Below are 22,241 nucleotides of genomic sequence, written 5' to 3'. Positions count from 1 at the left end.
CCTCATTTATGCTACAGGCGCTTCACCGACTCGCAGGATAGCGAATGCTTCAGTGTCCTTTGGTGCACCGTCCACAATGGCATAGCCCATGTAATCCGTAATACGCTCTCTCACATGGTCTTCAGTGTACATTGTGATGTCCTCGTTGATGTTTGCTGTGTACCCTTGCTGTAGATTACCTACAAGGATTTCACCCTCTGGAATACCAGCGTCTTCGACTACAGACACGCCAAGGATGCGACCAACGCCACCATTCATAGCATCAGCCATAAACAGTGGACGACCCACACCATCAACGATATTTGCAAGTACGTTCCATACAGTCAGGCTGTTGGCGTAGATTGTGGAGCCAGGCGCATATACTGATTTAACCGCTGCACGAAGTCCAGTAAGGTCTGTGTAAACCAGTTCTCCGGCAGTCGCTGCATCCAGGACACGTGGCGTATCAGTTTCAGCAAGCAGTGCCGTTTTAATACCTGTTGGCTCTGGTTTAGATCCGTCAGTCGGTGCATTCCCTTTACCTTCATATACAGAGTAGGACAGCGCCTCACCCATGCGCGTACCGATTTCAGTGACAATGTAGTTGACAAATTCTTCAACAGACATCTTTTTGAGTTTCCAGGAAACGGCGACGGCTTTCGCAAGCTCGTGGCCAGTCAAGTTAAGCTCGCCGAATTTCAGCTCATCCGTTTCAACTTTCGTATTCTCATCGTAGAATCGAGCGTTGTCACTCTTCTCACCAGTAATCAAAGTAAGGTTCCCGCGCACGCGTAGCTTTCTGACTGCCGCCCAGAGTGCAGAAACTTCCTCAGCCTGTTTCCAGATACCGTCAGCAATCGTTTTCGGAATCAACACTTCACTGTTTTCAGTCGTGTGAGTGAAATCCGCACGGTATTCTGTATTGACGTGATCCATTAATTCACGTTCTTCATTCGTGAGCTTATTGCCCATCATTTCTTTTGACCAGGCACTGCGATATTCAGGAGATTCTACTGCTTCGCTCCATCTCATTTGCATCACGTTCTTATTACCGCCGCGTTGGTTTTTTTCATCGTTTTCCGGTGTCACAATCTTCCGTCCTTCAAGATTTTCGTTATTCAGACGGTTTGCCACCTCCTGGCGTTTCTCAATAGAGCGTTGCTCTTTATCTAGTTCATCGATTTCTGCATTCAATTTCTCAAAGTCCACCTTTTCTTCTCCGTCAAGCGCCGTTCTGATTTCTTTTTTACGTGCTAGAATTTCATTAAGTCTATTCATGTTCAAGTCCTCCTAGTTTTAATTTAAGTTTTAGTTTTTCGCGTTGTTGAATATCCAATTGACGTTTTGACTCTGCATCCCTCTCCAGGGCTTCCTCCTTCTCCCTCTCCAGTTCGAAGAAACTTCGAGCACTGATTGATGTGCTTTCATATGCAGGGAAATCCACTGCGGCAACATCAAACAGCTTGTCAATCTTATTAATCGTGCGGGTACGCGCATCGCGGTCATATGTGTCCTCCAACACAGTGAAAGCGAAGCTCATCTTATCGATGTCGCCCCGTTTGATTAACGTGTACAGATCTCTACCTGTAGATGTGTCTGCGAGCTCGGCGCGGATGAACAAACCAAATTCATCAATTGTGAGCTGCAGCGTATTATTACGGGTACGCGCCATGATCATCGTCTCGTTTGAATGGTTATATTTAAAAGGCACATCAGATAGATCAGCGCCATCCAATGCGCCTCGGGCGATAATTTCCTTATATTCATTTCCGAATTCATCTGTCCAAAGAACTGCCGGATCATTGAACCGAACAGCATAACCTTCAACGATCATCTTATCCTGTTCTACTGCGTCATCTGCCAGCCGGACTTCCATCTGTCTTAACTGTTTTTCACGTTTAACCTTTTCCTTTGTCGTCATTTAGATCCCCTCCAGGATTATCAATATCGTCATTCATATCTTTAATGTCGTCTTTCTCATTTTTATCAACATTCTGATACTGTTCAGCCTTGGTGGCGTCCACATAGTTAAGGGATTGCAGTATCTTGTCCCCACCTTCAATCGGTGGCAGATTGAACATCTCTCTTACTTCGTTCAAGCGCAATGCACCCAACGGAGAAATGTACTGTACGAGTGCGATTTTCGTTCTTACAGATGCATACTGGATTCTATTTGAATCGAATAAAATTTCATTACCATAATTCTGCTCATTCCGTGTAAATACTTTATTCGTAAATTCTTGGGACATCTGAAGCGCAATGGGCTCCAAGACACTTTCATAAAAGGCATTCCACTGGTCCTCTGTATAGTCCGAATTGACAATGCTCGTATTCAGATTGAAATAGGACAGCATGTCTTCTTCAAAGAACTTCATCTGCGCTTCATTAGTCATTTTCGGCTCGTTACTGAGTTCTTTGTAATCTGCTTTGGCATCGAGGGCGGCCACACCGGACTGATCTTCGATGTCCATGTACTCCCGGATGAATGTGTCCCTATGCTTCTTCACATCCTCCTCTTTCAACATGGTATTGTACTTCAGGATTCCTCTGAGAAATGAGGATTGCTTCACTGCATTGACTACTGAATCATCAGACGTCTGGATCACTTGGATTTTGTTCTGAATCGGCTTGTTACTGGAACCAAGCAAGTCATGATCATTAAAATACCGCCTCAAATGAATGAAATCATCATAATGGGCAGTGAATTTATTGCCATTAGGAAATTCAAACTTAATATATAGCTCACCCTGGTATTCCATCATCTCGAAATTCTTATTATTGACCGGATGAAATCCAATGATTTTCCCTTCTTTGTTCCTGTCGATATATATAAAGGCGTTGTTTCTCAGTAGGAGCGTTGTAACTACTTTGTACTGCATATCAAATGCACTCATGAATGTATTTGGCCGGACACCCAGCAGATAGGTCAAATTATCGTTATGCTCAATCTTGTCATCACTCGTCTGTCGAATATGCCGGCCATTTAGTTTGGCAGCATGGGTAGCAATCGTATGAATGGCTTTCCTCGCTGTTGCCGACTCGTATGGATCCACAATTTCATTAAAAATTGGAATAAAGTCATTCATCAGCTTGAATTGCGTTTGAGCCACATGATTATCAATCAATTTCTTGTCTGTTTTAAATATTTTGTCGAAAATACCCACCGTTTCACCCCTTTCTAGGAAATTAGGTTCATATACTCTTCCTGTCGCCTGTCATAGACGACATAGGCATTCAACATTGCAGCAGTACCATCAATCCGCCTGCGCTGAGATTTCCCTTTGTCTGGTTGGATGTTGCCATTTTTATCAATGTCTACTGAAGTATTCGTCAGACACCATTTTGTTACCGGATTATTATCGTAGACAATCAATTTCTTTTCCAAATCAGCACCCAGCTGGAACATCGGCCCACTCAATGTCTTTTTGCCTTGTATGACCTTTTCCATGGACTCTCCACCATTGCGCATTTTCATGTCTTCCACATAATATTCAGCTGACCATGCATCATATCCATGCCAAGGGGTGTAGAGGTCATATTCTTCTTTCAATTCATCAAACCAGTCTGCCACATGCTCATAATGGACCTTATTGCCGGGCGTTGTTCGGACATAGCCAAGCTCAATCCATTTATCATATGGAATCTTGTCCTCCCGCACCCTTTGTTCCACCAGGTCCTCCGGCATCCAGTACATATGCTTGAAGTAATAGTGTTCATCATTCGGTATTCGGAATAAAACACACGCCGCCGTCAAGTCGACATTGCTCGATAAGTCACTGCCCCCGATTGCATAAGAAGGACGGATCTCTTCGATGTCGTACTTCGTCTTATTGTTCGCCTGCTCAAATGTGAGCCATGCTTCAGATGATGTGGCTGGTATATTAAAATCCTTCGTCAGTAGATTCGATACCAACAAAGGATTATTAATGGCTTTATTCATTTTATTGAGTAATTGATCTGCACGTTTGATGGTACCGAGACCTGGATTCGCTTTTTTATGCGCCCCTGGGTCCGTCCATTCCTTCCGTTCATCCAACTCGTAGATAATGGGGAGGAAGCGCTCATTTTCATATCCTTCTTCATCTCCAAAACCATTGATGATGTTCTCAGCTTCTTCATATTTGATATCATATACACTTTCTCTTATCGTACCTGCGGTGGTTATTGCAAAAATCATTGGATTATCACGCGCGGAAGTACCATCATAAATAACATCGTAGAGGTCCATCATCTTCCAGGCATGAATTTCATCCATCATTGCACCGTGGACGTTCAAACCATCGAGCGTATCACTATCACGACCGAGTGGCACAAATGCACCGTCATTGAAGTTTGAAATCATATCAGAAACTCGAGATTTTATAATTTTTGAGAGATACGGAGATTTTTTAACCATCCGTTTCGCATCATTCCATACAATCTTCGCCTGGTCCTTTTTACTTGCCGCAGCATAGACTTCAGGACCGCCTTCCTGGTCTGCTATCATCAGATAAAGCGCAATACCGGAGGCCAATGTGGATTTTCCATTTTTACGGGCAACAATCCATAATACTTCCTGGAATTTACGACGTTTATCAATACGGTCCACAAATCCAAATGCAGCAGCGATGCCCGCCTTTTGCCAGAGCTCCAACTCAATTTTCTGTCCGGCCCATTTACCTTTGGAATGACGGCAGAATGATTCTATAAACTCAATCGGATGATTGCCCCGTTTAGGATCATACATCCATCGACCATCCGTATCATGGGTATCATCGACCAGCTTCTTATAAAGCCGTTTGATTTTATCCCCGACGATTTCTTCATCATTTTCAATCCGTTTCCAATATTCCAGGATAGGATTGTAATTGAGTGGATATATTTTCAGTTCATCACTGATATTAGTTTTAACGGTCATCAATCATCACCTCGCATGTTTGCAAAGCGCGTCATGATGTCTTCTGGGCTGTCCATTTTCTCTTGAATCTCCTTCGGCAAGTGAGAAGATAGCTCTCTGATAATCTTCTGATAGTTTGCGTTCATTGAGTTATACAATTGAGCCATCGGGCGTTGTCTTTCATAGGGTTTTTGGCTTTCTGATTGTGAAAATAACTCAACTGAGCCGTTTTCCATGAGGTCTTCTTCCATATCTTCCAGAGAAACCCGCATAAAAGCCGCCCTGCGCATCAAACCTTCGACAACGTTCAGTGTCTCTTTTGGCAACGGTTTATAACTTTTCTTTATTCGGTTGTATTCCGTTCTAATCCGCTGTTCTTTCGTCTTTTTAGCTCTTGTCACCACATCTTCTCACCACCTTTCAAGGAAAAATAAAAAGAACGATCCAGCCATAATTTGGCGAATCGTCCTCAATTTGGGGAGGGGGGTCATGCGCGACCCTTTGTGTTTTCTGATGGTCCCCCATCTCGGTCCCCCGGACCTCGATTTGTTTTTCAGACCTGGGGGGTACCTTTTACTTTTCTTTTTATAGTTTGCTTGCTGATTCGATTAGCTTTGCTGTTGCTTTAGCTAATTCAGGATCATGATACTTTTTTACTCTAATGATCATTAGACTTATCAACTTATCTGTTCTTCTTAACATATCTAACTTGATTTCTTCTTTCGTTTCCTCATTAAATGATTTCAATTGATTAGACATATCAATCATTCCTTTTATGATTTAATAAATCATTTCATGTTCTTCAACGATGTCACCATCATCATTGAACATCAAACCCTTTCGTCTGTTCTTCTTCCACTTGGACTTCTTACCTGTCCATCGTTCATCATGCTCTTCATTGTGGCAAGCATGACACAGACACTCAAGGTTGTTCAGGTCCAGTCCCTTCTGTATATCTTGAGTAAGGTAGACGATGTGATGTACCACATCAGCCTTCTTTATCCTGCCCTGTTTATAGCATCTGACACACAGTCCATTGTCCCTACTCAATGCCATCTGCCTTAGCTTCAACCATGCAGGCTTACGATAGAACCAGTCATACTCTTGTGGTCTACGGTTAGACATATGCATCACCCTATCTATTAATGATGAAGCCCACAGATCATGTGAGCTTCAGTGTGAGTATGGAAATCATCCCGGTCTTACAATGTGTGTGACAGTGTACCCAAGACGGTCTGTAGATATACAACTACACTTACTATTATAAAGAGTATGCGCCGGCAATGTGTTCATTTAAAGTACATAAATAGTCCGCAGAAAGTCCGGGAAAAGTCCGAGTTTTTACACTATATGATTGAGGAAGGTGAACTAGCATGTATAATTAAGGTAACAATGAAGGAGATGATGATGTGTCGCGCTTTGAAGTTCCAATAAGGAATTTGGTAGATGGACAGACAAGAGATCGTTTGGTTTGCTATAAGTCTATTCTTAAAAAAGAAAGTATATCTAAAAGAATCACCCCGAATATCGTCAATCCAGTCAAAAGTATAGAAAAGGGTATTAGAGAAAATCAAGCCTTTATGAATAGAATGAGTACTGCTATGAATATGCAAAAAAGTATGCCTGCATTCAATGCGGCAAGAGATGCTTTTGATAATATACAAAAGATTAATTCGGAAAACTTGAGAGCTATTAGTCAAGCGATTAATACAGATTACCTTAGTAAAATAGCATCATCTATCAATTCTTATCAAAGAGTAACCGTTAATTTAACACCTACACTTACCACAATAAGCTCATTTGACAGTGACTTCATTAATCGTATTCAATCAAGTTCTTCTATAATGCAAGAAACATTGAATAATTTGAATACTAAAGCACTTACGTCGATCAGCGATGCACTAAAAGATATGTATAATGTTTCTGAAATGATGAGTAGGACTTTTATTTACCAAACATCTATGTTAACAGTCGATGACTTAGATGATGAAACATATAAGTATATTGATATCGATCAGCTTAAACGTTGGTTAATATTAGCTGCTTCTAAAGGATATTTGTATTTTAGCATGGGAATATTAATATACACATCTGTTACTGATACAAATCTTTTCTATCTATTATTTTCTACATGGGAAGAACCTATAAGGAAAGCATCAAAAAAATATATTAAAGAATATGATAAAGATGAAGAGGAGAAATAATCTCTTCATCTTTAATGTTTCTATTTATATAATATTTCCTCTATTTCTTTCTTTGCCAACCTCAATATTATGTCGAAGTTCATTTTTTTAATGCTGTAACCTTTGCTCTTCAATCTTATATCAACTGCTCTATAAATATTTCGGTTGCCCAATAAAAAAACGAAATCTTTACCAACTGACGAGACTTTAATATTAGAATAGATTTCTTTATCGCTGCCAACTGTTACTACCGTTGCGTCGATGTAACCCATATCAGCTAACAGATATAACTGGTATGAAGTATGCCAATCTTCTTGTATTCCCTCATATCGTATCGGGTTATCTAATATCTTAATCATCAAGTCGATGTCTCTTATCTGCATTCTACTCACTCCTTAAATTGTTTAATCGCTTGTGATGCTGCCCCACAAATGAATGCTGCAATAACTGCTTGATTCCCTAACTCTAGATATTCGTCGTCCGGTATGAACACTCCCCATGCAAATCCGATGATCAGGGCAGCTATTACTCCGCAGATGAATATCCTCAATCGGAATCACTCCCATTCAAATCCCGAAGCGTATCGGCATATTCTTTTTTCAATATCTCGTAATACTCTTTATTATCTTCATCCTCAAATTTTAAATCGGCCAGTTGCTCTAATAACTTGTGTACCGTCTCGTTATAATCACAGCAGTGTAACATTGATAAGGGAATTGGCTTATCATCGTATGACGTGAAATATCCACAACTGGATTGCGCGGTTGCATGAAGTAATTGGAATAATGTTTCCTCGCTTAATTTAAGGGTTATATTAGGCATCCTGCTCACTCTCCCTTAGCTTTTTTTAAAGCATTCTTAAACTGTCTTTGATATGTTCTTGATTGTTCCATCTTCTTCTGCATTTCTGCTTTTCTAATTTCTTTGTCTACATATAAATAACTGGCTATCGCTTCGAGCACTAACCCAATACTGTTCTTCAAGAAGAAACCGCTGATGCCTTGTGAACTGACTAATACTCCGCTACCATCTTTCAATGCATCAAATTTGATGATGACGTTACCCGCGCCACCGAGATTGATTTCTACATCAGTTTCTTCTACATCTGTTACTTCGTTTATTCCCCACGATGTCATTGGGTCACTATAACCGCCGACTTGTGGATGACTTCCACGCTTTGTTTCATGAAGCAAATTAATTCTTCTTATGTCTTTTCGGAGATTATCGAATGGACGTGCATCATCATATTCTTCATTCATCTTCTTTCTCACTCTCTGTTCCAAAGAATTGAGTGCCTTTTCTTTAGAAACTATTGAAGATGCATCTGAAATTCTTCGGCCTCTTGATGATTCCAGACGATAACTAATTTTAAAATCACCCTTCAAACTTCCAGATTCTTCATAAGTTATTCTGCAACCTTCATCCTCTATCAGTGAGTTTATTACTGGATACTCTTTTAAATTTATATTCATTCCTTTATCCTCCCTTGAGTAATACATATCTTATATTCTGTATTTCTGGTAATAACGCTTAAACGCCTTGATACATAAGGTGTGAGCCCATACCCTCAAAACATGAGAAACACGTTGTCGCATTATGAATCACTGACGGCTAAAAGAGATACGACTAAAGTGATGCTTTTAGTCGTATGTGTACTTGAAATCCCGCATGGCCGTGTCGATATCGTCCTGGATGATCCCGATGTACTGCAGGGTTACGTTAGGATGCGAATGGTTGAATATCTTCTGCAGCGTCCCCACGTCCTTCGTGGCTTGGTAATAGTGATAGCCGAACGTCTTCCTCAGTGTATGTGTGCCCACTGCATCCATCCGGAAGTAGTTCTCCAGGTCTTTCACGATGCGATAAGCTCTATCCCTCCGGATGGGCTGATTGAAGCCCTCACGGCTCTTTATGAGATACTCCCAGCTATCCTTGCCTTCGATGTATTCAAGCAGTGGCCCTTTCAGTCGCCGATTCAACACAATCTTCCGTTGCTTACCTGTCTTCTTCTCCCGGATCCGTATGTCATTTGTGTGTATGTGCTCCACTCGCAGCTGGAGTATGTCTGAAATCCTCAGGCCGGAATAAATTCCGATGAGGAACATGATGTAGTCCCGTTCATTTTTATTCTTCAAATGCTTCAATATGGCTTCAATCATGTCCGTATTGCGTATGGGTTCAACGAAGTTCATGCATAGTCATCCTCCTTTCCACTTTCATAGACCTCAATGCCCAGATAGAATGCCAGACGGACGATTGCATCATTCTTTAATTCGTAGTATTTGGTACGACTGATGCCCAATTCGGTATAGATGTCTACATCCATCATCTTGTCTTCCTGCATCTGCGAATACACGATGATATGCTTTTCATAAGGTTTGAGCTCCTCTATCGCATGATGCAGTTTATCCATCAATTCATTCCGTTTCTGTAATAACTGCTGCCTGCGTATATTGCGCTCTGCAGACTGCTCAATGCTGTTCATGCTTTTATTGGTGCACGGTGGAATGAAGCTGAATGATTGAGTCACTGATGGCATGTCCCTCACAGGAACGATCATGAGTAGTTTTCTATATTCTTTGAGTAAATCGTAGACCGCATCCCGAGTGGCAAAAAAGTCCAAATCTTGAATATCTAACTGCAGCATTGAGTTTCCTCCTTCATGTGATGAAAAGGAGCGTTGACGCTGCTCCCTTACTTATTCATATTGTTTCCGATAATGACGAGTATGATGATCCAGATGCAAAACAGTACAGTGATCAGTGCAAGTGCAGCGCCGATGTTCATATATCACCTGCCTAATATTTCTTTGACCTGTTCCAGGATATTACTTCCCTGTTGATCCGAATCCGTTTGTGCCTCTTGCTGATTCACTTTCAAATTCCTCCACTATTTCAACTGATGGCGTGACGATTGGACTGATGACGAGTTGGGCTATCTTGTCACCTGCTTCAATGTCTTCAAAATAATCTGTCGGTCTATAAACTAGGTCACCGCCGGACGGTTTCTTGAAACTTCTAACTATCACCCCAACATCACCTGCATAGCCACAATCGATTGTCCCAAGTTGCACTTGCAGTGGTGTTTTAAGCGTCATTCCAGAACGTGGTCTGACTTGAGCTTCATAACCTTCCGGTATATCTATTGCTATACCTGTTTTTACTAATACTACAGTCCCATTGTGTATTCTAGTATCCTCCAGTGCGTATAAATCCAATCCCGCATCGTGTGGATGACTCCTCGTCGGAATCATCGCATCCGGATGGAGTTTCTTTATTTTGAGTTGGTTCATGCCAGATAATCCTCCCCTGTATCTATAACGAGTAATGACTCTTCAATAATTTTAATTTCTTCTTGGCTTTCTTTTTCAAGCCTTTCGTAATGCTCTCTTTGTTTACTTCTGTCTTTTAGAGTTTCCTTTGCATCGTTTAATTTAATCCTCATATCTGTTTTGAATTCTTCAACGTGTTTGTTCATTGATTGCCCTCCTCGCCAGAGTTGGCAAATACCATTCTCATTTTCAGCCTTTGCATGACCTCGGGAATCACTTTAGACAAGAACATTCTCAATTCAATATCATACTCATCTATAAAGTCCTCCAAATCAGCATCGTCTTCAAAAAGGTGCGCAACGTCATCTAAAGTCAAGTCTTTCTTGGAATGTTCCAAGACCGCATTGATTGTTTCTGTTCTCATTTTCACTCGTCCTCCTCATAAAATCCCGGATAGAATTTCATTTCGATTTTGTTATTGTGCTCATCTTTTAGCTCCAGAAATTCATGGTCATCTTTAGTAATTACTTTTTTAACCTTTAACGATTCTTTGGTATTGATAACTTCCTGAAATTGCATCATTTCTTTTACTGTTGTCATGCTATTCGTCCCCCTTATTCTTCTTATCATCATCTCCGAAATAAAATTCTTCCTCCGCTTTTGTGGGTCCGGAGTGTTCTCTGGTATTGCTTGACATCCACGGAATTGGATTCACGGTGTTTTGATTGATCGGGCGTTTATCAATCCTTTCTTTTATCTCCATCATGCACACCGTGCAAATGAGCAGCAGTAATACGTTCAGTAGCACGGCGGCGGAAGTGAGTAATGTAATCACAACTCCCACGACTCCTCTCTCGGCCTTGAATCCCAGTTAGCATCCTCCCGCAGCACGACCGGCTGACGACGCTCCAACTTGCGTATACGCTCTTTCAGGCCGCTGTTCTCGTTGAACAGTCTTTGCCTCGACTTCCGGCAATTCGTAATCTGCTTAACCGCCCTGTCCATCGCTTCGGTCTTTTTTTCCACGATTGTGCGTAGTCTGTTAATCTCATCCTGATATGCCTTGATTGACTCCGCCTGACTGTCTATGCGTTCGACACATGAGCCGTCGGCTTTGCATTTTGTTTGGTAGGTCATTAAATTTCCTCCTCACATTTTTTACAGATAAGCATCATTGGATTTTCTTTAGTCATCATGTTCAACGTTTTATTCTTCTCACATCTGTGGCAGAAATAAGTGTTTTGATGTGTGATTCCATCCGGTTCAACTATGTGGCTGGTAAGTCTCACTCCTGCACCCTCAACATGCTTGTCTCCCACTTCCTCAAACAACATTACTCTCTTCCGGACCAGCTCCTCCAGTCGCTCCATATCCGCTCTCTGTGCTTCAAGCTGCTTAATGGTGCGCTCTTCCTCCCGGATTTCCTTTTGGAGCGGTGTGAGGGGTTTGAATCGAGTCAGAAAATCTTTATCGATAAATTCTCCATTCCGAAGATTGAAATATAGCGCTATTAAATTAAAGTTCGTTTTAGTCCGGTCTTTAATCAGCTTATGGTCATACAGACCGCCCATTTTTCTGGGACGGTAGAATATTAATGACACCGTCATCCACAATAGACATATGAGCCATATAATACCTAAAGTTGTCATCGCCTTACCTCCTTATATTGGTTTCACTTCCAGGATGTAATCATCTTCTGTTGCAGACACATTAATGTTTTTATCCATGTGCTTATATGTGAGCTGTCTTCCAAGTGCTTTGACGAAGTGTTTATCGTAGAATGCTTTGGAGTACATGCGAGCGTATGAATCATGTATGTGGTGTCTCATTTGTTTTTCAATGATCATCAATTCACCGCTGATTAGGTTCGGTGTGGTTTTCATTCCGGATCCCTCTCTTCAAAATGATTTTCTTTTAACCATCGTTCGTAATGCTGATAACATAGCTCGAAACTCTCATATGCGATAACGTCCTGGTATTTGTTCGGCAGTATCAACACGTCATCTGCGCCTGGTATCATGGTGGCAAATCGCTTGCCGGCTTTATAGATGTGCCGGCGGTTCAGGAGTCCTCTGAATAGCATCTACATGACCCACGTGATATCTTTCTGATACTCTGCCAACTCTTTTCTCAAATCATTCACTACAGCTGTCAATCGTCTGGTTTCCACCGTCAGGTCATGATTCTCTTTATTCAGCCTCTGTAGCTCGTCTCTGATTTCTGGTGGTAGAAACTCTTCATGTTGCTGTGTCAATCTTTTCTGAAGCCACTCGATCTGACGTTTCATGTGAATATATTCTTCATACAGTTCACTTTTAGTTATTTGATTGAAAGTCTTCATGCATCCTCCCCCATTCTCTTGAAGTAGCCATTCTTTATCAGTTGCTGAAAGAAGTCCTCATGGATACTTGTGGAAGCCGACCTCCCTTGTATATGCTTGTAGCCGACATGGTCACCTATAGTAGAAATGATTTCCACTGTTTCCTGATCACCGTTAGTATTTTCATATTGAAATTTATCTCCCTGTTTAATATTCATTAGATCACCTCGAATAGATTTATTTGTTCTTGTAACCTACAGGATGGATAACGCTCTGAAATGGCTCTCTTAGCTTCTCTGCCGTCCTCAAATTTGAAAGTGGCGTATTCCTCTGCAAAGTCCATTACTTCGTAGTGTGAGCCGAAATCTGAAGCGTACAATGTATCTTCTTCTTGTTGATTTATATGTTCATAGAGTGTTTCAAATTCTTCATTGGTCACTTCTTTGTAATCCATTTGTATGCCTCCTTGGCCACGGGCAAGCGCCGGCACCGTGATAAATAGATTGCGTATAGTTTAATAAAGGGCGTTGGTTTCTCATGAGATATGCCTGAGCCACTTTGTAGTGGTCGTATGTGGCGAAGTCCTCCAAATACCCTTCCATGAATTTCTCCGCCTTGTCGTTCATCTGAAGCTTGTCTGTCTGCACCAGGTAGAGCAATGAGTACTTATAGACTGTGAAGGTCCTTACTGCTGCATCATTGTTCGCCTCGCGGATGATTTCCTCAAATGATTGCAATGTGTCTGTGATTGTCTGCATACCCATCACCCTGTAAATATTCTTTGCGTCGTTTTGAAGAATTGCGTCAGTGCTGTGCCGGTCGCGCCATCTTTGTTCTTGGAGATGATCACTTCAAGTTGGCTGCCCTCTGAGGGGTTCTCTTCTTCATCTCTAAGGTAATAATCATCCCGGTAGCACAGGGCGACGATATCAGCATCCTGTTCGACCTGTCCTGATTCCCTCAGGTCGCTCATGAGCGGCCGTTTGTCCTGCCGGCTCTCAGGTCCCCGGGAGAGTTGAGATAATGCGTTGATGGTCACATTCTGTTCTTTGGCAATGATCTTCAATTCTCTGGATATCTCTTCGACCTCTTGGCGTTTATCGTGATGTTTATTATCCGATTTCATAAGTGTTAAGTAGTCGATGAATATCACACCATTCATGCCCTCAGGAATGTTATTGGCTTCTGCCCTGATATGATTTGGGCTCACCCTTGCATCATCTATTATTTTTATATTTGCGCCATGATAGATTTCAATGGCTGCGATGACTTTATCAATGTCCTCGTTGGTCATGCTTTTGCTCGGCTGTTTGAATTTTTCAAGATGTACGCCGGACATGTTCGAAAGAATCCGATGTGTCAGTTTGATTTCAGATGTTTCAAGCGAGAAAAATATGACCTGCGTGGTTTCGTCTGCCACATTCAATGCCATCTGCAATGCCAGAGCTGTCTTACCCATTGAAGGCCGTCCGGCAATGATGTTAACCTGGGCCGGTTCGAATGAAATCAGGTTGTCCACTGCATCGATGCCGGTCTTTATGATTGTTGTGGCATTTTCTTCATAGAGGCTATCGAATACCTGTGCGAGAGTATCTAACTTCTTATCGCCCTGCTCCAGGTCAATCTGTTCCAGATGGTCAATCTTATTTCTCATGGCCATACTGTTATCGAAACTGGGATCCTGTGTGTAGGCATCCATTGTCTTAGCAATTTCTCTATGTTTGTAATGCTTCAGGACCTGTTCCTGGTCTCCAATGAACCCTTTATCCGTCGGTATATCCAAAAAAGCAATCTGACTGACAAAATCATAATTTCCATATACTTCTGGAAGCTTCACGGCTTCACTGATCAACTGATGCTTATCAAATGCGAGGTCACTCTGCAGTTTATTCGCGATTGCGCCATGTCGGTTATCATCGAAGTATTCCGGAAGCAACCGCAACTGTTTACGCAGTTCAGGAAACAGCAACGCTTTGGCCAGCACTGTCTTCTCGAAGTACTCCACATCTGTAAAGTTTGCGATTTCATTCATCTGATGCACCTCCCTTGAGCAATACGCTGAGTTTCTTTAGTTTTTCATCACGCTGCCGGGAGAGCTCAGGATCAGACTTTTCTCTTTCAACCTGTTCGATGGATGCGATCATTTCACTGTCTACTTTTTCTTTCGGTTCGATATATAAGATATGGGCAAGCTTTGGAGCAAATGTTTCTTTTTCTGCGTAATGGTCCAGCTTCGCCATCGTCATTTCAAAATTGCCCTTCATGAGTTTATACATCCAGATCCGTGCGACCTCTCTATCGTTGTCTGCCATGAAGTTCGGATAATACGCTCTGATGGTCCGTATTACTGTTTTCGCTTCCTCTTTGTCCACATCATCACCTACAGTCCATTCAGGAAATCATCGTCGCCTGGTGCACTCTCTCCAGAGGATTCATAAAGATTGCCTTTGATATAGTCGTGATCGTCCATATACATCTCATTATTTAAGAATGTAGCTGGATGCGCCTGATATCTTTCATCGCCTATCTTGATACTTTTCAGATAAGAGACGACTCCTTTTTCAATATCTTCGTAACTGTGATTTTGAATAGCTGTATTGAAAGCTCTTATGGCTTGAGGTCTTTTCTTTTTCTTTTTATAAAGATTCCAGAAGTCCTCAAAACGCTCATGTTCTTTATTAGTTATTTTATTCTTAGTTATATTATTACTAGTTATATTATTCTCTTTAACAGTTCTGTTAACGGCCGTTGCCTCATCTGTTAACGGTCCATTATCAGTATTGTTAACGGCCGTTATCGTTTGTGTTAATGGATAAATCTTTCGATTGGTGACTACAGTGCCATTTCTTTTATAAGTGATATTGATGTAACCTCTTGCTTTTAGCTTCTTTAATCTCCTGGAGACTGTTACATCAGTTACACTGAAAAGCTTTGCGAAATAATCATTTGATGCGTAGCAATAACCATGCTTATTCGATAAGGCAGTGATTTCAGCGTATAATATCTTTTCATCACCAGTGAGATCAGCATCGTACCTGACCTCAGCAGTAATGAACCCAAAGTAGCTCGGATGATTTTCCATACTCATTTCCTCCATGACGTGCTATAATAAAAGTGTGTTTTTATCTGACGTACTGACCTCTATCAGTACGTTTTTTTATGCCTTAATCTTTCTAATTTCGTGCAGTAGCGAAAGTGTCGATTGACGATTTTCTTTATAACTCTCGATTTCTTTCATGTACTTAGAAATTTCTTTTTCGCATCGATCAATGCCTTTATCCAGTCGCGCTACCTGCTGATTCAGATCGTTTATGAGCACTTCCTTTTTCTCTTTCAGAGTCATCATCTAACCCCCTTCAATTGATACGCTGGTATGCTGATTGCCTTATAGTCTGAATAAAAAATCGCATTGCCTGTTTTTACATACGTTTCGAGACTGCCGTTTTGAAAGAGCTCCACTGAATCAATCTCACCGTTTTTCTTTTTGTAATTGACCTTGTGCAGCTCGTAATGTTCCAGTGTGCCTGTGTCAGCATTCAGTGCTTCAATTTCTTTAATCATTGACAGCCTCCTCATTGAGGTTCATAGTGAGCTGCTTGACCTTCATCCTGGTAGCTGTGGAAGGCGTCCATTGGTTGATAAAATCAAACGCTGTATCAAAGTGCTTCTGCTTTAATTGAGATCGTGTCTTCACGCCTGTTACCTGGTTCACACCACTATTGATATCTTTATATAATTCAGACCGCACTTCATTGTTATTGGCATATGCAAAGGTTGAAATGGTCTCTCTAACCACTCTGTTTATATGCTTGCTGAGAAAGTTATATTCTCCAACTTCCAGTTTCACTTCATCTTTCAGATACGTCACATCACTTTTGAGTGATTTCACATCCTCATTGGTCTGTTCGAGTGCCTTCATACTCAATTTCATAATTTCCAGAGGATCTTTCGTCACTTCATAGCTCCCTGTTTTACGAATGGCCGGAAGCACTTCAGATGTCACCCAGCGTTTGAATCGTTTAGCCGAATCAAGTCTGCTTGCAAAAATGAGACTGTAAAGTCCGGATTCATTAATGATTGTTTGATTCTGCTTGCCTCCAGGGGTGTCGAGCTTCGCTACTCCCCTGTCCTCCTCATCTACATGTCGAGTTAACGCATCCCTTGAATTTGCATATCCAAGAATCGATGCAACGTCTCTACCAATAAAGTGAGGTTCATCCTTTATTACTACTGTTCGTACATTCTGGTTTTCAAAATCGAATACTTGTAATGGGTTCATTCCACTGCCACTCCTTTATTTTTCAGATACGCCATTGCTTCTGCTTTACTGCTGAATATCATGTGACCGTACAATTTTGTTGTGTTGAGAGTTTCGTAAGATGTGCTGTAATCAGTACCGTGGATGAGGTTGGAAAAAATCATTGTTTCGCATTGTTCCTCGAACTGTTCATTACTCACTTCTGTGAATATCATTTCTTATCAATCCTCCAATCGGTTATTTTTACTTCCGAAAAAATGCTTGTGAGCGCAATAGCCAGGAATGAAATGAGCAGCATCCAGGCGACGACTTCCGGTGTGATGAGATCGAATACTCCAGCGAAGAAGAACATTGCTATGGCGAATGTAATGAGCCAGTGTTTTAGAGTCATCTGACTAATTCCTTTCTCAAAATAGTGAGTATTTTTCGTGCGAGGTCATTCGGTATCATCACCTCTTCGAGATTAATAGGAGTGCCGGCTTTATCATAAGTTGATACGTTAAGCTCATTTTTCATCATCTATATTCACCTCTTTTATTAATCGCATTTATGCGACTTTAGTATTAAAAAAAATAGACATTGCTTCTTCATTAGTAAGTGGAATGACTTCCACCATCTTTTGAATTTCACCAATTGTGAAATTAACTCCTCCTCTTTTCATCTTCCTATAGAAAGTAGCACGATTTATACCAATGGCTTCAGCTACTTCTTCTTGGGAGGTTCCTTTTTCTACTATTATGCCTTTCAGCTTTGATGTATTAATCATTAGTTACACCTCCTATAAATCGCATTTATGCGACTTATTAAATATAATCTTACCATAACAGGATACAAAGTCAAACATAAAATCGCAAAAATGAGATTTACTTTGTTGCAATTATGCAACATTAAATATATACTTGATTCATTAATAGGAGGAATGCTCAATGAATATTGGAGATAGGATCAAACATCGTAGAAAACAATTGGACATTAACGCTGATGATTTAGCAATCGCTGCTGGTGTTTCGCGCGCTACTATATTTAGGTATGAAAACGGAGATATAGAAAAAATGCCAGCTGTCACATTAGAGAAGATTGCAAAAAAGCTGAGAACTTCTCCGGCATATTTAATGGGATGGACAGAATCGAATGAAATGGAAGAAAACGAAAGTGTCCAAACGATTGCTGCTCATATTGATGAAGATGTAACCGAAGAAGAGATGGAAGAAATATTAGACTACATTAAATATAGAAAACAAAGAAGAAAGAAAAAATAACTTCGGAGTGATTATATGCAAACAAAAGAAAGACTGCTTTCATATTTTCCAAAAGTTGAAATTGACGTAGATTATGATATGCCGAAAGGATTGACTGGTTTATATGAAAGAGATACGGAAATACCACATGGAAATATCGTCATAGACGGGCGTTTAAATTATTACTTACAAAACGGTATTCTGGCTGAAGAGCTAGGACACCATGCTACGTCATATGGAGATATTACTCATTATAAAGGAAAGAGATTCAATTTAGATTCAGCACGTCAAGAAGTCAGGGCCAGACGATACGGTGTTAAGTTAATTATGCCTTTAGAGCGATTAATTGAATGTTATAAAAGTGGACACTGGGGAGACATGTATGCGATATGTCTTCACCTTGAAATAGATCGTACATATTTTAAAGATGCGATTGAAGATTATAAAAAACAATTTGGTGCCTACGTTAAATATGACGGTTATCTAATCGAATTTGAACCTTTGAATATAGAGGAGGTATAATCTATGAAAACTGCATTATACATAAGAGTATCAACGAAAGAACAAGCAGAAAATGGACACTCCATAGCAGGACAAGAAAATCGTTTAAGAGCTTTTGCGGAAGCAAAAGACTTATCAAACATTGAAGTTTATAAAGATGATGGTTACTCAGGAGCATCATTAAATAGACCCGAGATGCAACGATTAATCAGAGATGTAAAACAAGGTCAGATTTCATCTATTTTAGTTTATAAATTGGATAGATTGAGCCGTTCTCAAAAAGATACTCTCCACTTAATTGAAGAAGTATTTAATCGGTATGAAGCCTCTCTCATATCGATTAGCGAGTCATTTGATACCTCTACAGCCTTCGGGCGGGCAATGATCGGTATACTCTCTGTATTTGCTCAACTAGAGCGAGAGAATATCAGAGAGCGCATAATGATGGGTAAGGAACAGAACGCTAAACTCGGACGCTGGAACGGCGGTGGTAATACTCAGGGAACAATTTTTGGTTATAGACGAAAAGACAAGCACTGGATTATTGAACCATACGAAGCTGAGATCGTTAAAGAAGTATATACATTATATCTTGATGGACATGGTGCAACTAAAATAAGAAATATCATTAACCAAAAATTTGGCGACATATTCCCAGATCATACTCGGGTGACAGCTATATTGAAAAATTCTTTCTATGCCGGACGAATCAAACATAGTAATAAGGAGTATGAAGGAGAGCATGAAGGAATTGTATCAAAAGACACTTTTGATATGGTCCAAATATTCCGGGATAAAAGAAGAGTCAGAACACCAAAGATAAAAGACTCCAATTTTGTTCTGAGAGGATTAATAAAGTGTGATTGGTGCGGAAAAAATTATACTAGTCGTCCTTCATCTAAAAATAGACCAGGAAGATATGATTACTATTCTTGTTTTGGAAGATTTGCTGCCGCTAAATATCCAGAAAGGCAGAAATGTATGAACAAAAATCACAGAGCTGATATACTTCATGAATTAGTTTTTACTCAACTTGATAAATTGAGATCTGAAGATTTAGATTTTGAAAAACACTTTGAAGATAATGACACAATCGCTGTCTATAAAAATAAGTTAAAAGAAATTACTAAGCAAATTGAAAGGGTAACAGATTTGTATATTGATGGCGCAATCCAGATAGATATATTAAATGCTAGGATGGAGAAACTGAACAAAGAGAAAAAAGCAGTAGAAGAGAACCTTAAAAATTATGAACCCAAAAATGATCTTGCTGCAAAAGAGTTGAACAAACTGCAAACAACTGATTTCAGGAATATCAGTAATGCCGAATTGAGTAATATGTTAAATATTTTAATCGATCGTATCGTTATAGATAATAACGATATTAAAATTTACTATAATTTCACACTTTGAGGGTCTGTTTATACTGATACCGGCTTGCCCTGCGTCGGTGCGAGCGCATTGGTGGAGATGAGGCGACCTGCTTCCTGCAGGAGCGTCTCCTCAGTCAGATCATCAGCCGGATTGCTGATGTTGAGTGTAAAACGGCGGTCTGCATCTGTGTTGAATACAACAACCAGTTTCTTATCCATTCATTATTCCTCCTCTGATTTTGAATCTACTTGATTACATACACTTCTTCTTTTTCCACTGTCGGATAGAAATCATTGCTCAGATTCTGGTATATATCAGCAAGCGTGTTGATATCCGCATCCGTTGCGTTCGTATCCAGGTTCCTCACGGATCTGAAACGCAGCCTTTCCTCACCTTCACCGTCGACTTCAATGAAATAGAACTTTGCACTCAGGCTCTTGATCATGTGTTCCACCTCCTTTCACACCATATATCGACACAAATTGTTAGATGGACAATTATACTTTTAAATCTTATAATGGCTAGGAGGTGAGCGTATGAACGACATTTTTATATGGCTGATAGTCCTTTGGACATTCATCATGCTGGGACTGATGATAATTGGCGGATATTTCATGTTCAGAAAGTTTTTAAAGAAACTGCCCCGGGAGGACGGCTACAGTGAACTCGACTGGCAGGATCATTACATACAGCAGGCCCTTCCATTATGGAACGAAGAATCGAAAGCTTTGCTGAATGAACTGGTTTCCCCTGTGCCCGAGCTGTTCAGGGATGTGGCCAAAGAACGCATTGCCGGGAGGATATCAAAGATTGCACTGGATGACAGGGCAGGAGAAATCACCCTCGACCATATAATGAAGGGATATATCATTGCCACGCCGAAAAAGGACCATAAATTCATGAAGAAAAAGCTCAATGAACTGGAGATAGATTATACACCGTACGAGGACCTGTTCCAGTATGCGGATGATGAAAAGCAGAAATTTTCTATATTCGAACAGACAGAAAGAATAAGCAGCAGATCAGAATGAACTGATCTGCTGCTTTTTGAATGCCCTCAGGTTGATATACATGCTGAGCCGCCATATGACGATCATGACAAATGCCAGCAGGAAGAACATACCGCCAATCTCTCCGGGTGAGATACTCATGGATAGAATCGTTTTGAGTATTATTCTCAGCACGAGCAATGTGACAAGTATGAGCGGGAAAAGTCTGGATTGCTTTACATAGAGCGCGCTGTCCTTCTCTTCATATCTGGTAGTCAGCACCAGCAGTATGGAAAAGATGGCGCCCATTATCACCGATTCCCCGATTTCGACGGGCGTCAGCCTAAAGTACGGAAACACATACATCAGTGCACCGGTCGACATCATGACGGGCGGAATCAATATTTTCTTCATCGTGAGCGGACGCTTCGCCGCCTTCTGCCTGACTATGATTGCACCAATGCCCATGAAAACCGCCATTATGGAAGCTGTTATGAATAATATATTTTCCATACCCATATCAGAACCCCTGGAAATCCCCGAAGAACGGCTGCAGCCAGATGATGATCTGTGTCAGTCCGTCAAAGTACAGCAGAACTCCCATCAGGATCATTATGACACCGCCCGCTTTCATGATGGTATTGGAATATTTCAGCATCCAGCGCGTGCGGGAGACGAAGAAACTTAAAATGAAGAAAGGCACTGCAAAGCCGAGACAGTAGACGATCATCAGAACCAGGGCATTGTTCGGTTCGGTGGCGCTCATTGCAAATATCGCACCGATGATCGGCCCGTTGCACGGCGACCAGCCTGCGGCAAATGCCATGCCGATGAATACGGACCCTACAAACCCCGAGGGCCTGTTTTTGAATTGCAGTTTTCTGTCTTTCATCAGAAAGTCAAAATTTAGCACTCCGGTGATGATCAGTCCGAATATTATGATCAGTATAGAGCCGAGCTGACGGATCAGGTTCGAATATTCAATCAGGACACCGCCCAGAAAAACCGTTCCAAAACCGAGTGCTATATAGACCAGACTGAATCCGATCAGGAAGAAAAGTGTATGGAATATCGCTCTTGCATTGAATTTTTTATTTTCCACTTCGTTGAAGCTCATCCCTGTTATGTAAGAGACGAACGCAGGAAACACCGGAAGCACACAGGGCGAGATAAAACTCAGGACACCTGCTCCGAATGCAAGGAGGAATGTTACTTCACTGCCCATGATAATACCCCCATTCATAAATATTCT

At 41.0% G+C, this 22,241-nt stretch carries 44 protein-coding genes; 5 read left to right on the top strand and 39 right to left on the bottom strand.

The features are described 5' to 3' along the window. Positions 1 to 6: 6 nt before the first annotated feature. The 7 genes from C792_RS0106520 to C792_RS0106490 all read right to left on the bottom strand — a co-directional run bounded on the left by C792_RS0106520 (position 7) and on the right by C792_RS0106490 (position 5,980). A complete protein-coding gene (locus tag C792_RS0106520) occupies positions 7 to 1,257 on the bottom strand; it encodes a phage major capsid protein (protein WP_017548655.1) in 1,251 nt (416 codons plus the stop codon). After that, the gene (locus C792_RS0106515) at positions 1,250 to 1,900 is read right to left on the bottom strand and encodes an HK97 family phage prohead protease (RefSeq protein ID WP_017548654.1); all 651 of its coding nucleotides are present in this window, start codon (positions 1,898 to 1,900) and stop codon (positions 1,250 to 1,252) included. Before C792_RS0106515 ends, C792_RS0106520 begins: the two co-directional genes overlap by 8 nt. Next, positions 1,878 to 3,143 (bottom strand): phage portal protein, encoded by a 1,266-nt coding sequence (locus C792_RS0106510; RefSeq protein ID WP_017548653.1) that lies wholly within the window; start codon positions 3,141 to 3,143, stop codon positions 1,878 to 1,880. Before C792_RS0106510 ends, C792_RS0106515 begins: the two co-directional genes overlap by 23 nt. Positions 3,144 to 3,157: 14 nt before the next feature. Further along, positions 3,158 to 4,876, bottom strand: coding sequence for a terminase large subunit (locus tag C792_RS0106505; protein ID WP_017548652.1), 1,719 nt, complete (start codon positions 4,874 to 4,876; stop codon positions 3,158 to 3,160). After that, positions 4,876 to 5,259, bottom strand: coding sequence for a hypothetical protein (locus C792_RS0106500; RefSeq protein ID WP_017548651.1), 384 nt, complete (start codon positions 5,257 to 5,259; stop codon positions 4,876 to 4,878). Before C792_RS0106500 ends, C792_RS0106505 begins: the two co-directional genes overlap by 1 nt. Positions 5,260 to 5,440: 181 nt before the next feature. Then, a complete protein-coding gene (locus C792_RS14890) occupies positions 5,441 to 5,614 on the bottom strand; it encodes a hypothetical protein (RefSeq protein WP_017548650.1) in 174 nt (57 codons plus the stop codon). A gap of 21 nt (positions 5,615 to 5,635) precedes the next feature. Further along, positions 5,636 to 5,980, bottom strand: a complete 345-nt coding sequence (locus C792_RS0106490) for an HNH endonuclease (RefSeq protein ID WP_017548649.1) — start codon at positions 5,978 to 5,980, stop codon at positions 5,636 to 5,638. Between the two features lie 284 nt (positions 5,981 to 6,264). Between C792_RS0106490 and C792_RS0106485 the strand changes: the two genes are divergently transcribed. Further along, positions 6,265 to 7,059: a hypothetical protein gene (locus C792_RS0106485; protein WP_017548648.1), complete on the top strand. Its 795-nt coding sequence runs from the start codon at positions 6,265 to 6,267 to the stop codon at positions 7,057 to 7,059. A gap of 20 nt (positions 7,060 to 7,079) precedes the next feature. On the opposite strand, the gene C792_RS0106480 is transcribed toward C792_RS0106485, so the two are convergent. The 28 genes from C792_RS0106480 to C792_RS0106335 all read right to left on the bottom strand — a co-directional run bounded on the left by C792_RS0106480 (position 7,080) and on the right by C792_RS0106335 (position 17,653). Beyond that, on the bottom strand, positions 7,080 to 7,421 hold the full coding sequence (locus C792_RS0106480; protein WP_017548647.1) for a hypothetical protein: 342 nt from the start codon (positions 7,419 to 7,421) through the stop codon (positions 7,080 to 7,082). Positions 7,422 to 7,426: 5 nt separating this feature from the next. Then, positions 7,427 to 7,588 (bottom strand): hypothetical protein, encoded by a 162-nt coding sequence (locus C792_RS14885; protein WP_017548646.1) that lies wholly within the window; start codon positions 7,586 to 7,588, stop codon positions 7,427 to 7,429. Further along, the gene (locus tag C792_RS14335) at positions 7,585 to 7,860 is read right to left on the bottom strand and encodes a hypothetical protein (RefSeq protein ID WP_017548645.1); all 276 of its coding nucleotides are present in this window, start codon (positions 7,858 to 7,860) and stop codon (positions 7,585 to 7,587) included. The genes C792_RS14885 and C792_RS14335 overlap by 4 nt, the downstream gene beginning before the upstream one ends. A 5-nt stretch (positions 7,861 to 7,865) precedes the next feature. Further along, the gene (locus C792_RS0106465; RefSeq protein ID WP_017548644.1) at positions 7,866 to 8,510 is read right to left on the bottom strand and encodes a hypothetical protein; all 645 of its coding nucleotides are present in this window, start codon (positions 8,508 to 8,510) and stop codon (positions 7,866 to 7,868) included. A 168-nt stretch (positions 8,511 to 8,678) separates the two neighbouring features. Next, the gene (locus C792_RS0106460; protein ID WP_017548643.1) at positions 8,679 to 9,230 is read right to left on the bottom strand and encodes a tyrosine-type recombinase/integrase; all 552 of its coding nucleotides are present in this window, start codon (positions 9,228 to 9,230) and stop codon (positions 8,679 to 8,681) included. Then, complete coding sequence (locus tag C792_RS0106455) at positions 9,227 to 9,685, bottom strand: ArpU family phage packaging/lysis transcriptional regulator (RefSeq protein WP_017548642.1); 459 nt, start codon at positions 9,683 to 9,685, stop codon at positions 9,227 to 9,229. The genes C792_RS0106460 and C792_RS0106455 overlap by 4 nt, the downstream gene beginning before the upstream one ends. Positions 9,686 to 9,865: 180 nt before the next feature. After that, positions 9,866 to 10,330, bottom strand: coding sequence for a dUTP diphosphatase (dut, locus tag C792_RS0106445; RefSeq protein WP_017548640.1), 465 nt, complete (start codon positions 10,328 to 10,330; stop codon positions 9,866 to 9,868). Next, complete coding sequence (locus C792_RS0106440) at positions 10,327 to 10,515, bottom strand: hypothetical protein (RefSeq protein ID WP_017548639.1); 189 nt, start codon at positions 10,513 to 10,515, stop codon at positions 10,327 to 10,329. Before C792_RS0106440 ends, dut begins: the two co-directional genes overlap by 4 nt. Then, entirely contained in the window at positions 10,512 to 10,733 is a 222-nt protein-coding gene (locus C792_RS0106435; protein ID WP_017548638.1) for a hypothetical protein, read from the bottom strand. Before C792_RS0106435 ends, C792_RS0106440 begins: the two co-directional genes overlap by 4 nt. Before the next feature lie 2 nt (positions 10,734 to 10,735). Continuing rightward, positions 10,736 to 10,909 carry a hypothetical protein gene (locus tag C792_RS14880; protein WP_017548637.1) on the bottom strand — a complete coding sequence of 58 codons (174 nt, stop codon included), beginning with the start codon at positions 10,907 to 10,909 and terminating at the stop codon, positions 10,736 to 10,738. 1 nt (position 10,910) lies between these two features. Beyond that, positions 10,911 to 11,144, bottom strand: coding sequence for a hypothetical protein (locus C792_RS0106425; RefSeq protein WP_017548636.1), 234 nt, complete (start codon positions 11,142 to 11,144; stop codon positions 10,911 to 10,913). After that, entirely contained in the window at positions 11,141 to 11,446 is a 306-nt protein-coding gene (locus tag C792_RS0106420) for a hypothetical protein (RefSeq protein WP_017548635.1), read from the bottom strand. The genes C792_RS0106425 and C792_RS0106420 overlap by 4 nt, the downstream gene beginning before the upstream one ends. Continuing rightward, positions 11,446 to 11,958, bottom strand: a complete 513-nt coding sequence (locus tag C792_RS0106415; protein WP_017548634.1) for a hypothetical protein — start codon at positions 11,956 to 11,958, stop codon at positions 11,446 to 11,448. Before C792_RS0106415 ends, C792_RS0106420 begins: the two co-directional genes overlap by 1 nt. Positions 11,959 to 11,970: 12 nt before the next feature. After that, positions 11,971 to 12,192: a hypothetical protein gene (locus C792_RS0106410; RefSeq protein WP_017548633.1), complete on the bottom strand. Its 222-nt coding sequence runs from the start codon at positions 12,190 to 12,192 to the stop codon at positions 11,971 to 11,973. Beyond that, positions 12,189 to 12,392, bottom strand: a complete 204-nt coding sequence (locus C792_RS0106405) for a hypothetical protein (protein ID WP_017548632.1) — start codon at positions 12,390 to 12,392, stop codon at positions 12,189 to 12,191. The genes C792_RS0106410 and C792_RS0106405 overlap by 4 nt, the downstream gene beginning before the upstream one ends. Beyond that, the gene (locus C792_RS0106400; protein WP_017548631.1) at positions 12,393 to 12,650 is read right to left on the bottom strand and encodes a hypothetical protein; all 258 of its coding nucleotides are present in this window, start codon (positions 12,648 to 12,650) and stop codon (positions 12,393 to 12,395) included. Next, complete coding sequence (locus tag C792_RS0106395; RefSeq protein WP_017548630.1) at positions 12,647 to 12,847, bottom strand: hypothetical protein; 201 nt, start codon at positions 12,845 to 12,847, stop codon at positions 12,647 to 12,649. The genes C792_RS0106400 and C792_RS0106395 overlap by 4 nt, the downstream gene beginning before the upstream one ends. Further along, positions 12,847 to 13,083: a hypothetical protein gene (locus tag C792_RS0106390; protein ID WP_017548629.1), complete on the bottom strand. Its 237-nt coding sequence runs from the start codon at positions 13,081 to 13,083 to the stop codon at positions 12,847 to 12,849. Before C792_RS0106390 ends, C792_RS0106395 begins: the two co-directional genes overlap by 1 nt. Continuing rightward, the gene (locus C792_RS0106385; protein ID WP_017548628.1) at positions 13,058 to 13,387 is read right to left on the bottom strand and encodes a hypothetical protein; all 330 of its coding nucleotides are present in this window, start codon (positions 13,385 to 13,387) and stop codon (positions 13,058 to 13,060) included. The genes C792_RS0106390 and C792_RS0106385 overlap by 26 nt, the downstream gene beginning before the upstream one ends. Before the next feature lie 5 nt (positions 13,388 to 13,392). Further along, entirely contained in the window at positions 13,393 to 14,661 is a 1,269-nt protein-coding gene (locus tag C792_RS14330) for a DnaB-like helicase C-terminal domain-containing protein (protein WP_017548627.1), read from the bottom strand. Continuing rightward, on the bottom strand, positions 14,654 to 15,001 hold the full coding sequence (locus C792_RS0106375; RefSeq protein ID WP_017548626.1) for a hypothetical protein: 348 nt from the start codon (positions 14,999 to 15,001) through the stop codon (positions 14,654 to 14,656). The genes C792_RS14330 and C792_RS0106375 overlap by 8 nt, the downstream gene beginning before the upstream one ends. Positions 15,002 to 15,009: 8 nt before the next feature. Continuing rightward, positions 15,010 to 15,711 carry a helix-turn-helix domain-containing protein gene (locus tag C792_RS0106370; protein ID WP_017548625.1) on the bottom strand — a complete coding sequence of 234 codons (702 nt, stop codon included), beginning with the start codon at positions 15,709 to 15,711 and terminating at the stop codon, positions 15,010 to 15,012. Positions 15,712 to 15,786: 75 nt separating this feature from the next. Further along, positions 15,787 to 15,972 (bottom strand): hypothetical protein, encoded by a 186-nt coding sequence (locus C792_RS0106365; protein WP_017548624.1) that lies wholly within the window; start codon positions 15,970 to 15,972, stop codon positions 15,787 to 15,789. Next, positions 15,972 to 16,190, bottom strand: coding sequence for a hypothetical protein (locus C792_RS0106360; RefSeq protein ID WP_017548623.1), 219 nt, complete (start codon positions 16,188 to 16,190; stop codon positions 15,972 to 15,974). The genes C792_RS0106365 and C792_RS0106360 overlap by 1 nt, the downstream gene beginning before the upstream one ends. Then, positions 16,183 to 16,908, bottom strand: a complete 726-nt coding sequence (locus tag C792_RS0106355; RefSeq protein WP_017548622.1) for a phage repressor protein — start codon at positions 16,906 to 16,908, stop codon at positions 16,183 to 16,185. Before C792_RS0106355 ends, C792_RS0106360 begins: the two co-directional genes overlap by 8 nt. After that, the gene (locus C792_RS0106350; protein ID WP_017548621.1) at positions 16,905 to 17,102 is read right to left on the bottom strand and encodes a hypothetical protein; all 198 of its coding nucleotides are present in this window, start codon (positions 17,100 to 17,102) and stop codon (positions 16,905 to 16,907) included. The genes C792_RS0106355 and C792_RS0106350 overlap by 4 nt, the downstream gene beginning before the upstream one ends. Then, the gene (locus C792_RS0106345; RefSeq protein ID WP_017548620.1) at positions 17,099 to 17,278 is read right to left on the bottom strand and encodes a hypothetical protein; all 180 of its coding nucleotides are present in this window, start codon (positions 17,276 to 17,278) and stop codon (positions 17,099 to 17,101) included. The genes C792_RS0106350 and C792_RS0106345 overlap by 4 nt, the downstream gene beginning before the upstream one ends. Positions 17,279 to 17,434: 156 nt before the next feature. Then, positions 17,435 to 17,653 carry a helix-turn-helix domain-containing protein gene (locus tag C792_RS0106335; protein ID WP_017548618.1) on the bottom strand — a complete coding sequence of 73 codons (219 nt, stop codon included), beginning with the start codon at positions 17,651 to 17,653 and terminating at the stop codon, positions 17,435 to 17,437. A 160-nt stretch (positions 17,654 to 17,813) separates the two neighbouring features. Between C792_RS0106335 and C792_RS14325 the strand changes: the two genes are divergently transcribed. The 3 genes from C792_RS14325 to C792_RS0106320 are packed head-to-tail and all read left to right on the top strand — an operon-like array spanning position 17,814 to position 20,039. Continuing rightward, positions 17,814 to 18,146, top strand: a complete 333-nt coding sequence (locus tag C792_RS14325; protein ID WP_017548617.1) for a helix-turn-helix domain-containing protein — start codon at positions 17,814 to 17,816, stop codon at positions 18,144 to 18,146. Between the two features lie 15 nt (positions 18,147 to 18,161). Continuing rightward, positions 18,162 to 18,647: an ImmA/IrrE family metallo-endopeptidase gene (locus C792_RS0106325; protein ID WP_017548616.1), complete on the top strand. Its 486-nt coding sequence runs from the start codon at positions 18,162 to 18,164 to the stop codon at positions 18,645 to 18,647. Positions 18,648 to 18,650: 3 nt separating this feature from the next. Further along, positions 18,651 to 20,039, top strand: coding sequence for a recombinase family protein (locus tag C792_RS0106320; RefSeq protein WP_017548615.1), 1,389 nt, complete (start codon positions 18,651 to 18,653; stop codon positions 20,037 to 20,039). A gap of 8 nt (positions 20,040 to 20,047) precedes the next feature. Here the strand turns inward: C792_RS0106320 and C792_RS14745 are convergent, their stop codons facing one another. Both C792_RS14745 and C792_RS0106310 read right to left on the bottom strand, forming a co-directional pair. Beyond that, positions 20,048 to 20,218: a DUF2922 domain-containing protein gene (locus tag C792_RS14745; RefSeq protein WP_017548614.1), complete on the bottom strand. Its 171-nt coding sequence runs from the start codon at positions 20,216 to 20,218 to the stop codon at positions 20,048 to 20,050. Between the two features lie 26 nt (positions 20,219 to 20,244). Continuing rightward, on the bottom strand, positions 20,245 to 20,445 hold the full coding sequence (locus C792_RS0106310; protein ID WP_017548613.1) for a DUF1659 domain-containing protein: 201 nt from the start codon (positions 20,443 to 20,445) through the stop codon (positions 20,245 to 20,247). 91 nt (positions 20,446 to 20,536) lie between these two features. Here C792_RS0106310 and C792_RS0106305 point away from each other — a divergent pair, with 91 nt between their 5' ends. Beyond that, positions 20,537 to 21,031, top strand: a complete 495-nt coding sequence (locus tag C792_RS0106305; protein ID WP_017548612.1) for a DUF2621 family protein — start codon at positions 20,537 to 20,539, stop codon at positions 21,029 to 21,031. Here the strand turns inward: C792_RS0106305 and C792_RS0106300 are convergent. Next, entirely contained in the window at positions 21,023 to 21,508 is a 486-nt protein-coding gene (locus C792_RS0106300) for a CcdC family protein (protein WP_017548611.1), read from the bottom strand. The two genes, C792_RS0106305 and C792_RS0106300, sit on opposite strands and share 9 nt — an antisense overlap. Position 21,509: 1 nt before the next feature. Further along, a complete protein-coding gene (locus C792_RS0106295) occupies positions 21,510 to 22,214 on the bottom strand; it encodes a cytochrome c biogenesis protein CcdA (RefSeq protein WP_017548610.1) in 705 nt (234 codons plus the stop codon). Positions 22,215 to 22,241: the final 27 nt, after the last annotated feature.

The sequence above is a fragment of the Salinicoccus carnicancri Crm genome, from assembly GCF_000330705.1.
GTDB classification, from domain to species: domain Bacteria; phylum Bacillota; class Bacilli; order Staphylococcales; family Salinicoccaceae; genus Salinicoccus; species Salinicoccus carnicancri.
The sequence above is the reverse complement of the archived record's forward strand: the minus strand, read 5'-3'. Positions and strand labels throughout refer to the sequence as shown.